The sequence below is a fragment of the Lichenihabitans psoromatis genome, assembly GCF_004323635.1.
GTDB lineage: Bacteria > Pseudomonadota > Alphaproteobacteria > Rhizobiales > Beijerinckiaceae > Lichenihabitans > Lichenihabitans psoromatis.
In genome coordinates this window covers 2,227,693-2,240,395 of record NZ_CP036515.1, presented here as the reverse complement: position 1 = coordinate 2,240,395, position 12,703 = coordinate 2,227,693, and the positions used below count along the sequence as shown (strand labels likewise).

Sequence of the window (12,703 nt, the reverse complement as noted above, 5' to 3'; positions counted from 1 at the left end):
AACCGCCGACGACATCGACGAGGTTCGTCATTGAGTCGAAGCGGCCAGCATGGCGACGGCCGACTTCCTGCCGGATAGTCGAGCCGCAGCGCTTCGAACCTTGCTGGCCGTCATCGACGACAGACTGAGCGTGATCAGCGCCAGCATTTGGCCGCACATCGATAAGGCATGATCCGCTCCCGCGTCATCGTTGCCCTGCTAGACCCGAGGCAATCGCCGCAGACATCCTGCGTCGATGCGATGCACGTGCTATGCGAAGATTTCCAAATCTAACTCCGTGTTCCGAGGAACTGAGGGGCTGGCTACCAGCGTCCTTCGATCACGTCATGCAGTTCGCTTGCGCCCTGCTTGAAAAGACATCGGCGAGCACCCGACCGCTCGAGGCAGCGGTGACACGATACCAGTGATCGAGTCGCTCCGCGGTCTCACGCAAGCCGCGAAGCGCGATGGCGATCGGTTCGCCTATGTTGATATTGCCCTGATAGACGATCTCGCGCGACACGGTGGTCAACGCCGGATATCTCGAGCCGAAAGTTTCCCATTCGACCCGATCGACAGCCGCCTGAAACGACGAGAAATAAAGCAAACCTGCACCGTTAAAGTCCTGCGACGGGCACGGCAGGACCATAGTGGCCTCTCTCATCGGCGCGGCATCGGTGCGGAAGCCTAAATGCTCGGTCCACTCGCCCCGCCGCAGCATCGGGACGCGGCTTGTCAAGGTCGAAAACTCCGGCACGAGAGGCATCGACGCAAGCCCCTCGACCGCGACGCGGACGATCGATCGGTTCTCGCCTACCGCATCCCGCTTGACGAAAACCGACAGCATCTCGACATGGCCAAGCGCCCTCCCCTCGCACGACAGGGAATGGCGACTGGCAAATTGCGTACGCGACACACGAGCGATGTCGGAGGCAATCAGCAGATCGTCATGCTCACACACCGCGTCGAGGCGGCCGTCCAGAATGGTAACGCCGCAGAACGCGGCATAGACGGTGTCGCCGGCTCGATCGCGGAACATCGCGCGCGGAAGGCCGGATGCCTGCGCGATCAACTGCCAATGGCGATGCCCGAGCTCTTTCAGGAGCCAAGTTTCCGAGAGCCCGTAGGCTGTCAGATGCGGCATCCCGAGCGCGACCAGAGATTGGGACACGGAGGCGGGCGCCGCCTTGCCCTGTGGCTCGCCCGAAACGAGTGCGACCGCGATCGTCATCTCGGACCTCAGCTCGCGAGACGGGCGAGATCGACGCCGCTTCGTGTGGCGGCGGTGATCGTCCGTCGCTCCGCGATCCGCGCGGCGATATAGGCCGCGTCTCTCCCGACATTCAGAAACCGTCCCGACCCCCATGTGTGAAGCCAGGGCATGCCGACGACGTAGAGGCCGTCGATCGGCGTGACCCCCCGTGAGTGGCGCGGATAGCCCCCTTCATCGCAGAGCGGCAGGTCGACGAGCGACCAGTCCGAGCGAAACCCGGTGGCCCAGATCACGGTCGAGACCGCGGCAACCGCAAGATCGAGCGCATCGGAAAGCGCGTCGGGCTGCCAGTCCGCCGCATAGGGCTGGCCGGAGGGCGCATCGATGCCGCTGTCAGCGATATGCTTGTCGATCAGCGCGCAGATGCCGTTGTAGACGCGATCGGCGTTGTCGAGGTTGGTGACGAGATCGTCGCCGAAACGGAGCGTCGTGCCGTCAATGGCGGTGAGGCGGCCATGGAGCCGCATGCCCTCCTGGGCGAAGCGGCGCAGGTCGATGTCGCGGCCGCCGTCGCGGCCGGTGAGATAGTGGTTGGCCTGCCGACGAACTGCCTCCCCCTTGGGGTGGCGATCGACCGGCATATCGTATTGGCCGAGGTCCGACAGCCATTCCACCGCATCTCGGCCGCGATAGACGCGCGGACAACGGGGGGCGCTTCCGACCACCAAATGGACCTGCCGCCCGGCGAGATGCAGGTCCTCGGCGATCTGGCATCCCGACTGGCCGGAGCCCACCACGACCACCGCTCCAGCCGGCAGCGCGTCGGGGTTCTTGTAGGCGGAGGAGTGGATCTGCACGATCCCGGAAGGGAGATGCTTCGCCATCGTCGGTGCGTTTGGCTTGTGATAGGCGCTGATGGCCATGACCACAGCATCGGCCGTCACCGTGCCGGCTTCCGTCTCGACCGTGAAGCGCCCCCCATCGCGACCAACCCGCGACACGCCGACCTCCTGGTGGACGGGCGCTCCGATATGGGCGGCAAAATCTTCCACATAGGCGACGATCGCGTCGCGCGGCATGAACCCTTTCGGATCGGGACCGGCATAGGGAAAGGACGGCAGCTGACATTGCCAATTCGGCGTCACTAGGCAAAAAGCGTCCCAGCGCTCGCTGCGCCAGGCGTGGCCGATGCGGTTTTTCTCGAAGATAGCGTGACCGATGCCGCGTTCGCCGAGATGGGCACTGACCGAGAGGCCCGCTTGGCCACCGCCAACCACGACGACGTCGTAGTGGGCCTGAAGCGCTGGTGCTGTCATGGGAATTCCCGTTCATTCATGGAAAGAGAGGACGGTGACGTGCGCGTCGGAGATCTTCGAAAATTTGTCGCTTGCGGCTTCGATCCGGTGAAGCTGGCCGAGGGCGAGCGAACATGGCATGCCGTATCGCGCCTGCACCCTGTCGCTCGCGATGGTGAGCGCCTGCCGGCTGCGCGTCAGGAAATCAGCCATCGGATAGGTCTCGCCGGGCGTGAAGAACTCCTTGATGACGAGCGAAGGCGAGTAGCAGGAGTCCTCGGCGCCATCCGGCCATTGCACGCGAAACCGCATTTCAGGCATGAGTGAACGCTCCCATCGTCTGATAGACTGAGCCGAGCGCCTCTGCGGCGCGGCGCCAATCATGGCGGGCGGCGACGCGATGGCCGCGCGCCACGAGGGCGGCCGCGAGGGCCGGCTCGAGCACCACCATCATCGCATCCGCGATGGAGCTGATCTGGTCCGGCGCGCACCACACGACATCGTCGGCGTCGAGATAGTCCGTGAAGGGCCGGATAGCGGCCGTGACGACCGGAAGGCCAGACGCCATGGCTTCGAGGACCACGAGGCCGAACCCCTCCTTGATCGACGGAAACACGAGGGCGTCGGCCACTCTGTAGAGCGCAGGCATGTCGGCATCGGCGACCGGGCCGATGCAAAGGACGGCGCCCGCCGGAAGGTCGCTGTCCGTCAAGACACTTGCGAACCGGGCCTGATAGGCGTCGTGGTCGAGCAGGGAGCTGCCACCCGCGATGATGAGTTGCGCGTCGGGGTGGAAAGCCACCACCTGAGTGAAGGCTTGCAGAAGCCGCACCGTGTTCTTGCGTTCCTCGATACCGCCGATCGACAAGAACACCGGCCCGCGACGCAGACCAAGGCTGCGACCGAAAGCGAGGTCGCTGGGATGGCCGTGCTGCGAATAGCGCCGCCGGTCGACGCCATTGCCGATCACCGTCGCGTCGAGTCCGAACTCCTCGTCAAGCACCTCGCGCCATTTTTGGCTGACGACCACATGGGCATCCGCCTCGACGACGGCGCGCCGCTGGAGGGCCGCTATACGGAGATCGGCGAAGCTGTCGAGATGATGGACGGTGCGGACAAATCCTTGGATAAGCCCGCGTTGCTTCAGGGTCGCCATGGCATTGCCGGAAATGCCGTCTTGGGCGTGAAAGATATCGAAGCGGCGATGCTCTGGGTCTGCGAAATGGCGGAGATAGTCGGCGACCCGCGTCTCGATCAGAGCGAGAACGTCGCCCGGCATCAAACGGGACGCCACGACCGGCACCGTGTCGCAGATGGTCGCGCGGAAGAAGCCATGGCCAGCCGCATCCGGCGCGTGGACGACCGCCGCATGGCCGAGCGTTGCCAACGCGTTGCCGACTTCGAGCGCGTGGACGACGCCGCCGCGCGGATTGGTGGAATGGGCCAGCAAGGCGATGCGGAGTGGGTGGCCCGTCATGCCGCTTGCCGATCGGCAGCCGTGATCAACGGGCTTGTGGCGAAATCCCAGATCGTAGCGCGGTCGCCGGCGTGCGACACGGTCACGGCGCTTCCCTCCGCAATGCGGCCGACGGCCGCCGACGCGATGCCGCGTGCCGCGAACATTTGCGTGACGGCGACGACATCGGGAGGATCGACCGCCAGGATGTGGCCAAAACTCGGAAAGCTGAGCAGCCAGCGGGCCAGATCGACACCCTCCGGCCGAGGACAGGCCGCGATGTCGATGTCGATCGCGACCCGAGAACACTCGGCAAGCATCGCCGCCGTACCGACGAGGCCGCCCTGGCTGATATCCTTGCCGGCGCGCGAAAGGCCCGCCTCCGCAATCTGCGGCAGCAGATCGAGATCGCCGCGCAACCGCGAGGCTGGCGCGTCCGTTGCCGCCTCCCAGTTGGAAAAGGGGTCGCGGTAGCGGCCGCGCAGGTCGATCGCGGCGATGAGGCTCTGGCCGGGCCGGGCGTCGAAACTGGTCAGCAGGCGCTTGGCACGGCCGAGGACCGCGACCGAAAGCTGGCCGCGATCTGTCCGCAAGTTGCTGTGGCCGCCGACGATCGGCACGCCATACGACGCCGAAGCGTCACGCAGCCCGCGCAAGACCGGCTCGGCTTCCACCTCGCCCTTGGCCCAGAGCGCGTCCACCACAGCGATCGGACGGCCGCCCATGGCGGCGATGTCGGACAAGTTGACCATGATGCCGCACCAGCCGGCGAACCAGGGATCGCCCGCGACGAACTCGTTCATGAAACCCTCGATTGCGAGCAGCAGATACTCGTCTCCATCGGGGATGGCGGCGCAATCGTCGCCGACCGGCACGGCCGACGCAGCCGAGAGGCCGAGCGCCTCTGCGACGCGGCCGATATCGGCCTTCCCGGCCATGCTGCGGCTCGCGGTCAGTGTGGCCGCGATGGCGGCGAAGGCGCGTCCATCCAGCATCAGGCCGCTCGCCGGGGCAGCGCGAGAAAGCCGGATTCCGGGGTCGCAAACGGCGGGTAGAAGGCGAGATCGGCGCGCATCTTTTTGTGCGGAAGGCCGTGCAGGTCGATCTCGCCGACGATCTCCCAATGCAGCCGCTGGAACAGCAGCGCGTTCTGGCTTTGCACATGGGCCACGAATTTCGTGCAGCCGCGGGCGTGGGCGGAGGACACCGCGAGACGGATGAGCGAGGCCCCGAGCGCTCCGACCCGACGATGGTCTGCGGCAACCGCGAGGCGCGATCCCCACCACGTCCCAGGCTCGGCCTCATGGATCCGCACCGTGCCGACGACCGCATCGGGCACGACCGTATAGGACGACAGCGCCACGATCGGGATCGCGACCTCGTCGAGCGCATCGCGGTCATCGGTCCCGAACAGCCCCTGCTCGGCGCAGAAGACTTGGCGGCGCAGAGCTGCCGCACCGCGATGCTCCCAGGCGTCGGCCGCGAATTTGATGTGAAAGGCGCTCGACACGAAGGGCCGGACGGGATCGAAGATCATGCGGTCAGCCTTCGCTCGTAGGTCGACAGCGCCGAACAGGCGCCGCACTTGCCGCATCCAGCCTTGACGTCGGCCGCCGTCATGCCGCTCGCGACCAGCATCGTGGCGAGCGGCTTCAAGATGGCATGCATGAAGGCGGCATCGGGCCCCGGATGACTTTCGAGCGGCGTCCCGGAGATCGGCACGAAGGGCACGACGAAGGGGTAAACCCCGAGCGCCACGAGCGTCTTACTGATCGACAGGATGTCCTCGACGGTGTCGCCGAGGCCCGCGAGGATATAGGTCGACACCTGGCCCCGCCCGAAGACAGGCACGGCGGCCGCGAAGGCCGAGAGATATCGCGCGATCGACACCTGCGCTTTCCCGGGCATGATCCGGGCGCGGACCTCCGGCGTCACGGCCTCAAGGTGCATGCCGAGCGCATCAGCGCCCGCATCGCGCATGCGCTCGAACCAGATGTCGTCGTCCGGCGGCTCGCATTGCACCTGGATCGGCAGGGCGACGGCGGCCTTCACGGCGGCGGCGCTCTCGGCCAGAATGGCGGCACCCCGATCGTTGCCAGGCGGCGTTCCCGTCGTCATCACCATGTGTTTGACGCCGTCGAGTTCGACCGCCGCCTTGGCAACCTCGGCCAGATGCGCCGGCGTCTTGCGCTCGATGGTGCGGCCGGCCGCGAGCGATTGGCCGATAGCGCAGAACTGGCAGGTCTTGGTGCGGCTCTGGTACCGGATGCAGGTCTGCAGCACGGTCGTCGCCAGCACGTCGCGCCCGTGCAGCACCGCAATTTTCGAGTAAGGAATGCCGTCCGAGGTCGACAGATCGTAGAAGCGCGGACGGGACGGCAGGCCAAAATCTGCGACCGTGATGCCATCCCGCGTGATGCGGCCGCGCCCATCGGGGCCGGGCTTCTCGGCGACATACGGGCTCTCGAAAGCGGGAGCCGTATGCACCGGCACCATGACGGTCATGCCGTCGATCGTGAGCGCCTTGTGATCCGACGGTCCGGCGCCCCCGCGGCGGCTGTCGGCCCCTGCCTTGGGATCAACTAGCCGCACTCCGAACGACTGCAATTCGTTGATCAGACGCTCCGTCGCCAACTCGGTCGGTATCATCGCGTTCATCGGCGGGGTTCCCGGGTGCGGAGGTTTGCGGGGCGGTGGTCATGTGCATTGGGGTCGCGGGCCGCTGGTCGAGCAGCAGGCTCATCAGCTCGGGGCGGGCGTAGTGGCCGACCGAGTCCATCATCCGCTTGCGTTTGACGATGAGGCCCATGTCGAGGTCGGCCACGAGCAAGCCCTCGCCTTGCGTCAGGGGCGGAACCACATGAGCGCCTTCGGGCGAGACGATAGCCGTCATGCAGCCACCGCGCAGCGCCTTCCGCAGTTTTTCCTCGGGACAAATGCGAGCGATCTGATCTTCGGTGAGCCACCCCGTGGCATTGACAACGAAGCAGCCGCTTTCCAGCGCGTGGTGGCGGATCGTCACCTCGATCTGGTCGGCGAAGATGGGACCGACCAGCGACCCGGGAAATTGTGCGACGTGGATTTCCTCGTGCTGCGCCATCAAGGCGTAGCGCGCGAGCGGGTTATAGTGCTCCCAGCACGCCAGCGCTCCGACGCGGCCTACGGCCGTATCGACCACCTTGAGGCCAGCGCCGTCCCCTTGTCCCCAGATCATCCGTTCGTGAAAGGTCGGGGTCAGCTTGCGGCGCTTGAGCTTTAGGGTGCCGTCGGCATCGAAGATCAGTTGAGCGTTATAGAGGGAGCCGTGGTCACGCTCGTTGACGCCGAGCGCGACCACCATGGTGTGCCGCCGTGCCGCCGCAGCGACGGCCTCGGTCACCGGCCCTGGCACCATCACGCCATTCTCGTAAAGGCGTATGTGCTCGGCGCCCGTCATGACCGGCGGGTGGACGAAGGAGAAATACGGGTACCAGGGGACGAACGTCTCGGGGAAGACGATCAGTTCGACCCCCTTGCCGGCGGCCTCGGCTATGGCGGCGAGAACGCGATCAAGGGTTCCATCGCGACTGTCGAGGTCTGGCGCGATCTGCACTGCCGCGACGCGCACCATCCGGGCTCCGGACATGGCTGTTCTCCTTTAAGCGGTGTGACGCCTCAGACGGTCCAGGTGTGGACCATGAAGGCGCCATCCCGGTTGTGGATCAGCATGAGATCGAGCACGTCAGTCGGGGCGATCGGCCGAATGCCGGGGATCAGCGAGGGTTCGCCATGTCCGTAGAGGGCCTGGAGGGCGAAGCGGCACGCGTAGACCTTGCCACCCTCGTCCATGAATTTCGTGAGCTGATTGTTCATGTTCAGGTGGCCCGGAAAAGCCTCATCGCCGATCTTCGGGAAGCCGCGCTGGATCCCGAGCGTGACGCCGGGGCCATAGAGCAGAACCGAGGTTTCGAAGCCCTTGCGCAGCAGCCGCGTCGCTTGCAGCAAATTGACGAAACCGATCGAGCCTTCGAACGCCACCGTATGGAAGGTCACCAGGGCCTTTTGACCGGGCTCGGCTTTCACGTCCTCGAAGACCTTCTCTTCGTAATCGACGAAATAATCTCCCTTTTCATGGGCGGGCTTTTGTACGGCGGGCATGGCTCGTCCTTTCTATGCTGTGGATGAGAGCCGGCGAAACTGCTCTTCTCCATCCATACAAAGTTCGTCAATTGTGCCATCAATCGCAAGCTTAAAATACAGACATTTCGAGGCCAGACGGCTGGAGGCAATCGGACCTTTCTGCATCGGATTCGCTCGCTTTGCTTACGTTTTTTGCTCTCAGGATCGACATATCGCTCCGGACGACACCACACCTCAGACTAATCACAAAATTGAGTTGTTTTGTTGCCACGTCCCGACATACATTCAATACGGTCAATATTGAATGAGGGATGACTTGTGATGGATGGGGCTCTGCCGCATGAGAGCGGCATGACAGATTGGCTGCCCAACCTCGATCAGAGCGACAAGCCGCGCTATTTAGCGATTGCAGACGCCATCGCCTCCGACATCGTGGCGGGCCGTCTGTCGACCGCCGACCGCCTCCCGCCGCAGCGCAAGCTCGCGGCTCGGCTGGGCATCGATTTCACGACGGTGGCGCGCGGTTACGGCGAAGCGCAAAAACGCGGGCTCGTTATCGCCAAGGTGGGCCAAGGGACGTCGGTCGCCGGACGCGCTTTCGCCTCCTCTCCGATCGGGCGATCGAGCGCTCGGCCGTTGATGGTCGATCTGTCGATGAATCTGCCCCCCGAGCAGAACGATCCGGCGCTGCTGCGGCGCATGCAGGAGGGCATCGCCGCCATCTCGCAGGACGTGATGGGACTGCTGCGCTACCAGGGATTTGGAGGAGCGCCCGCCGACAAGGACGCGGCGTCGAGTTGGCTCGGCCGTCGTGCGTTGGTGCCGACGCAAGACCGTATCTTCGTGACGCCTGGCGCCCATCCCGCCCTGCTGGGAATCTTTGGGCTGCTGGCGCAACGCGGCGAGGTGATCCTGTGCGAGGCCATCACCTACCCCGGCGCCCGCGCCATCGCGGCGCAACTCGGGGTGTCACTCGTCGGGCTCCCGATCGACCGCGACGGGATCGACCCCGATGCCTTCGCCGACGCCTGCCGGGCCTTGAAGCCGAAGGCGCTCTATCTCAACCCGACGCTGCACAATCCGACCACGCTGACGATCCCAAAGGACCGGCGCGACGCCATAGCGGCCACAGCGCGCCACTTCAACGTCCCAATCATTGAAGACGACGCCTACGGCTTCATCCCCATCAAGAGCCCCCCGCCCTTCGCCGCGATCGTGCCGGATATCACATGGCATGTCGCTGGGCTCGCCAAATGCATCGGGGCGGGCCTGCGTGTCGCCTATGTCCTGGCACCCGACACGCGGTCCGGCTGGCCCTTCATGGCGGCCTTGCGCACCGCCAACGTCATGGCCTCGCCTCTGACAGCCGCGATCGCGACACGCTGGATCGAGGACGGCACTGCCGACGCCATCCTGAGCTTCATTCGCGCGGAAGCCGCGGCCCGGCAGTCGCTCGCGACATCCATCTTGCCGGCTGGCTCGTATCAAGCCGACCCCATCAGCTTCAATCTCTGGATCAATCTGCCGCCGCCGTGGACGCGCTCCGCCTTCATCGGCCACATGCGGGAGACCGGCATTGGGGTTGTGGCCAGCGACGTCTTCACAGTGGCCGGAACGCCGCACGAGGCCGTGCGCGTCTGTCTCGGCGGCCCGACCAGTCGCGAGCAGGTGCGCCGGTCGCTGGAATTCATGGCCCATAGCTTCACAGATGGTCCAGCGCTGGCCTGATCCCGGCAAACCCAACGGGTGCAGCTACAGCACCATGTGGGATTAAGCTGAAGACGCTTTATCGCCCGCACGAGCCTTAGTTACCTCTGCATCTAACACGTGTTCAGACCGCCCGGCAGGTAGCCCTGTGGTAGCCCACGAAATTCTGCGGCGCTTAGGGACCATGTAAAGCATTGAATTTGCTGGCTGGGGGACCTGGATCCTCCTCGACTCGCTAGACCTAAATTTCGTTAAAGATTCCAATAACTCCGCCGCGCCGCAACTGCCCCATGTGTAGCAGCGGTATGTGGCAACAATCAACCGCTTGGCGCCGGCTAGCTCGCCCGCGTGATCAGGCGATCTTCGATTGACATTGACCCCCGGCGTTTTCACAGCGTTCATTCCTGACCTGCCGCGACGACAACTCTGGTAAACTTGAACAAACGGCGTAGTGGCGAGACGCTGCGTGGCAACGGCCAAGTTAGGCCGATTGCCGACAGCATCGCGATCGAAAGCAACAATCCCCAGTTCGGCGGACGAGATGTCACGTTTTCGACAGCAAACAATATCGCCAGCATCTTTGAGCACAGCAGCTTTTTTATCTTAGCCGATGTCGCAGCGCGACCTCAATTGGTGATTGGCAGCACTGATCTTCTATTCGGCGGCGCAAATCTACCGGGCCGGCGCTGCGGCCGGAGAGGTCTGGTTCAATTCCGCCTTGGCCATTAACGTCTCGACGAACCTTGGCGGGCAATCCTGGACGACCTTGGCGAAACCCGTTTTTGCATCGGTTTCCCTGGCGTGGGCGCCATTCCATTCGGCCGTGTAAAAGTCCGCTTCACCGACGTGATCCTCGCCTGGCTTGGACGGGTTCGCCTTCGCGATTTTAAGCAACAAAGCGGGATCGAATGCATCGGAGAAGATCGCCAGCACGGGATCAGGCCATTCCGTCGTGACACCGGCTTGCCCTGGATAGGCCGGTGGCACGGGCACGTTCTGGCGCGCCTTGACAATATCCAGCCAGATCAGCCCGTAGAGGAAGTCGGGATCGGCAACTTGAGCCGCTTGAAGCTCATCCAGGGCACCCTTGCCGTCACCGACGTAGAACCGCACGACGCCCAGGATACGGCGCTTTGCCGGTGATGGCTGTAACGTTTGCTGGTGTTCGTAGGCTTGCAGAGCGGCCGGAAGATCGCCGCGCGCGAACTGGATGTCCCCTATAAGCTCCATGCCCACGCCAGCTTCGGGGCGCCCTCAGCGAAGCAACGCGCTTTCGGCCACGGCTGGGTCGAGCGCACCCTTGATAAAGTGCATTCCGGCCCGATAGTAGTCGACGCTTGAGAGAGTGGGATCAGACCAACGTCACATCGAGATGCACTGGATTGTGAAGCGTATTGGCGACCGGCGACCACAACGTGGCGTGCGCCACAAGGGCTTCGAGCATCGCGCGGGGCGATTCGGCGTCAAGCCGAACAGAGACGCGGATGGTTTCGAAGCCGATCGTGTGCGGATTGAACTGACCCGTTCCCCACGACCCAGAAATGTTGATGTCGGCCTCTAGTTCCAACTCGAGGCTGCGGATCAGCAAGCCTTGGGCGAGAGCGTTGGCATGTATGCCGGTCACGAGGCAGGAACCGAAAGCTGCGAGCAGGGCTTCGGACGCGTTCGGCGCGACAGCCTCCGGCGACAGGTTCTCGGGCTCGACCTCCATCACCTCCTGCGGCGGAAGATCCCGGATGTAGTTCAGCTGTCGCAGACGGCCCTTGGCTACCGTTCGGCAGCGCAACGTGCGCATCGACGAAGGATCCGCCTGTCGCGCGTCCAATGCGCCCTTGCCGGGAGGAGCCGCCAGCTTGCGATCTAATGGTGGAGCGCGTGCGACCATGTTGAGCGGCCTTCTCGGATTCGTGACGCACGACCCTGTTGGTCCACATCCGACCAGGATGCGGCGCCTTATTCCACGTTGAGGCCGGTCGGAGACCTCTGGCTGACCGTCACCGAAAAGCAGTCAACAGGATATCATAGGCGTTCGCCGATGATCGCGGCGTAACCAAAGTCGGTGACCGGACATGCGAAAACGCGCTTTGGTGCGAAGGGTTAGCGTCAACACGACACGAAGGAGCAGCAAACGGGGTGGACCAGCAGATCGCGCGTCACGCCGCCGAGCACCCATTCTCGCAACCGGTTGTGCCCGAATGCGCCAGCTACGATCACGCCAGCGGCTTTGTCGAGGGCGAACGCCGCGATTTGCGCGGCGTCGTTTCCGGCCGAGGTCGCTGCGATGTTGTCGCATACGATGCCGTGGCGATCGAGCCAACCGGCGACGTCGACCAGGCGATGCCGGGCCGCATCAACATCATCCGCAGACGTGATTTCGAGCACGAAGACGCGGCTGGCCTGTTTCAGCAACGGCAACGCGTCGACAATTGCGCGCCGCGCTTCCCGCGTGTCCTTCCAAGCCACGACGACACTCTCGAGGCTGATGTTGGGCGCGCCATGAGGAACGACCATCACGGGTCGTCCTGCCTTTAAGACCATGGTGCTGACGACCACCCGTCGGGTCGTGTCGAAGGCAGACCATCCCTGGTCCGGTCCGGTGATCACGAGGTCCGCGGCACGTGCCTCGCGCGTCACGTAGTCGGCGAGTTGCTCGTTGGCGATCGCCGATCGCCATTCCAGTTCGGCACCGCTCTCTCGCAGGGCCGTTCGGAAACTAGTTTCCGCTTCAGTCGTCTCCTTGACGATCTCCGCAAGATCCATGTCGATCAAATCGCCGCACATCTCGCCGCCCGCATACATGATCGGCATTGGCTGCGACGCGGCAATGCCGATGACTTTCGCCTTGAACCGTACCGCGAGAGTGGCGGCCACGCGCAAGACGCTATCGTTCGCAGACCCGGCGTCGAGGTGAACCAGCAAGGTCGAATAGGTCAT

General features: G+C 64.2%; 14 protein-coding genes. 2 read left to right on the top strand and 12 right to left on the bottom strand.

The genetic code is table 11. The annotated features are described in order from the left end of the window. The first annotated feature begins 49 nt into the window (after nucleotides 1–49). Nucleotides 50–172 carry a hypothetical protein gene (locus tag EY713_RS23330; protein WP_281015376.1) on the top strand — a complete coding sequence of 41 codons (123 nt, stop codon included), beginning with the start codon at nucleotides 50–52 and terminating at the stop codon, nucleotides 170–172. A gap of 147 nt (nucleotides 173–319) precedes the next feature. On the opposite strand, the gene EY713_RS10435 is transcribed toward EY713_RS23330, so the two are convergent. From EY713_RS10435 to EY713_RS10395, 9 genes are read right to left on the bottom strand one after another with little or no spacing between them, the layout of a single operon-like run. Next, nucleotides 320–1,210, bottom strand: a complete 891-nt coding sequence (locus EY713_RS10435; RefSeq protein ID WP_165491094.1) for a Pnap_2097 family protein — start codon at nucleotides 1,208–1,210, stop codon at nucleotides 320–322. Between the two features lie 8 nt (nucleotides 1,211–1,218). Then, on the bottom strand, nucleotides 1,219–2,508 hold the full coding sequence (locus EY713_RS10430; protein ID WP_131114724.1) for an MSMEG_0569 family flavin-dependent oxidoreductase: 1,290 nt from the start codon (nucleotides 2,506–2,508) through the stop codon (nucleotides 1,219–1,221). 12 nt (nucleotides 2,509–2,520) lie between these two features. Beyond that, nucleotides 2,521–2,808 (bottom strand): MSMEG_0570 family nitrogen starvation response protein, encoded by a 288-nt coding sequence (locus EY713_RS10425; protein WP_131114723.1) that lies wholly within the window; start codon nucleotides 2,806–2,808, stop codon nucleotides 2,521–2,523. Then, nucleotides 2,801–3,964: an MSMEG_0565 family glycosyltransferase gene (locus EY713_RS10420; RefSeq protein ID WP_131114722.1), complete on the bottom strand. Its 1,164-nt coding sequence runs from the start codon at nucleotides 3,962–3,964 to the stop codon at nucleotides 2,801–2,803. Before EY713_RS10420 ends, EY713_RS10425 begins: the two co-directional genes overlap by 8 nt. Further along, nucleotides 3,961–4,938, bottom strand: coding sequence for a sll0787 family AIR synthase-like protein (locus tag EY713_RS10415; RefSeq protein WP_131114721.1), 978 nt, complete (start codon nucleotides 4,936–4,938; stop codon nucleotides 3,961–3,963). Before EY713_RS10415 ends, EY713_RS10420 begins: the two co-directional genes overlap by 4 nt. Beyond that, on the bottom strand, nucleotides 4,938–5,480 hold the full coding sequence (locus tag EY713_RS10410) for an MSMEG_0567/Sll0786 family nitrogen starvation N-acetyltransferase (RefSeq protein ID WP_131114720.1): 543 nt from the start codon (nucleotides 5,478–5,480) through the stop codon (nucleotides 4,938–4,940). Before EY713_RS10410 ends, EY713_RS10415 begins: the two co-directional genes overlap by 1 nt. Beyond that, nucleotides 5,477–6,592, bottom strand: coding sequence for an MSMEG_0568 family radical SAM protein (locus EY713_RS10405; RefSeq protein ID WP_131119539.1), 1,116 nt, complete (start codon nucleotides 6,590–6,592; stop codon nucleotides 5,477–5,479). The genes EY713_RS10410 and EY713_RS10405 overlap by 4 nt, the downstream gene beginning before the upstream one ends. Further along, nucleotides 6,522–7,568: a Nit6803 family nitrilase gene (locus EY713_RS10400; RefSeq protein ID WP_131114719.1), complete on the bottom strand. Its 1,047-nt coding sequence runs from the start codon at nucleotides 7,566–7,568 to the stop codon at nucleotides 6,522–6,524. The genes EY713_RS10405 and EY713_RS10400 overlap by 71 nt, the downstream gene beginning before the upstream one ends. Before the next feature lie 29 nt (nucleotides 7,569–7,597). Further along, nucleotides 7,598–8,080, bottom strand: coding sequence for an MSMEG_0572/Sll0783 family nitrogen starvation response protein (locus tag EY713_RS10395; protein ID WP_131114718.1), 483 nt, complete (start codon nucleotides 8,078–8,080; stop codon nucleotides 7,598–7,600). 333 nt (nucleotides 8,081–8,413) lie between these two features. On the opposite strand from EY713_RS10395, the gene EY713_RS10390 reads away from it, so the two are divergent. After that, entirely contained in the window at nucleotides 8,414–9,790 is a 1,377-nt protein-coding gene (locus EY713_RS10390; protein ID WP_131119538.1) for an aminotransferase-like domain-containing protein, read from the top strand. Between the two features lie 651 nt (nucleotides 9,791–10,441). On the opposite strand, the gene EY713_RS10385 is transcribed toward EY713_RS10390, so the two are convergent. From EY713_RS10385 to EY713_RS10375, 3 genes are all read right to left on the bottom strand, one after another. Next, nucleotides 10,442–11,005 carry a tetratricopeptide repeat protein gene (locus EY713_RS10385; protein WP_131114717.1) on the bottom strand — a complete coding sequence of 188 codons (564 nt, stop codon included), beginning with the start codon at nucleotides 11,003–11,005 and terminating at the stop codon, nucleotides 10,442–10,444. A gap of 115 nt (nucleotides 11,006–11,120) precedes the next feature. Continuing rightward, complete coding sequence (locus EY713_RS10380; RefSeq protein ID WP_245504130.1) at nucleotides 11,121–11,564, bottom strand: OsmC family protein; 444 nt, start codon at nucleotides 11,562–11,564, stop codon at nucleotides 11,121–11,123. 308 nt (nucleotides 11,565–11,872) lie between these two features. Further along, the gene (locus tag EY713_RS10375) at nucleotides 11,873–12,703 is read right to left on the bottom strand and encodes a universal stress protein (protein WP_131114715.1); all 831 of its coding nucleotides are present in this window, start codon (nucleotides 12,701–12,703) and stop codon (nucleotides 11,873–11,875) included.

Coding starts and splice junctions, on each gene's coding strand:
- EY713_RS10435 (WP_165491094.1), bottom strand. CDS start 1,210: ATGACGATCGCGGTCGCACTCGTTTCGGGCGAGCCACAGGGCAAGGCG.
- EY713_RS10425 (WP_131114723.1), bottom strand. CDS start 2,808: ATGCCTGAAATGCGGTTTCGCGTGCAATGGCCGGATGGCGCCGAGGAC.
- EY713_RS10405 (WP_131119539.1), bottom strand. CDS start 6,592: ATGATACCGACCGAGTTGGCGACGGAGCGTCTGATCAACGAATTGCAG.
- EY713_RS10400 (WP_131114719.1), bottom strand. CDS start 7,568: ATGTCCGGAGCCCGGATGGTGCGCGTCGCGGCAGTGCAGATCGCGCCA.
- EY713_RS10415 (WP_131114721.1), bottom strand. CDS start 4,938: ATGCTGGATGGACGCGCCTTCGCCGCCATCGCGGCCACACTGACCGCG.
- EY713_RS10390 (WP_131119538.1), top strand. CDS start 8,414: ATGACAGATTGGCTGCCCAACCTCGATCAGAGCGACAAGCCGCGCTAT.
- EY713_RS10375 (WP_131114715.1), bottom strand. CDS start 12,703: ATGACCTATTCGACCTTGCTGGTTCACCTCGACGCCGGGTCTGCGAAC.
- EY713_RS10410 (WP_131114720.1), bottom strand. CDS start 5,480: ATGATCTTCGATCCCGTCCGGCCCTTCGTGTCGAGCGCCTTTCACATC.
- EY713_RS10395 (WP_131114718.1), bottom strand. CDS start 8,080: ATGCCCGCCGTACAAAAGCCCGCCCATGAAAAGGGAGATTATTTCGTC.
- EY713_RS10420 (WP_131114722.1), bottom strand. CDS start 3,964: ATGACGGGCCACCCACTCCGCATCGCCTTGCTGGCCCATTCCACCAAT.
- EY713_RS23330 (WP_281015376.1), top strand. CDS start 50: ATGGCGACGGCCGACTTCCTGCCGGATAGTCGAGCCGCAGCGCTTCGA.
- EY713_RS10380 (WP_245504130.1), bottom strand. CDS start 11,564: ATGCGCACGTTGCGCTGCCGAACGGTAGCCAAGGGCCGTCTGCGACAG.
- EY713_RS10430 (WP_131114724.1), bottom strand. CDS start 2,508: ATGACAGCACCAGCGCTTCAGGCCCACTACGACGTCGTCGTGGTTGGC.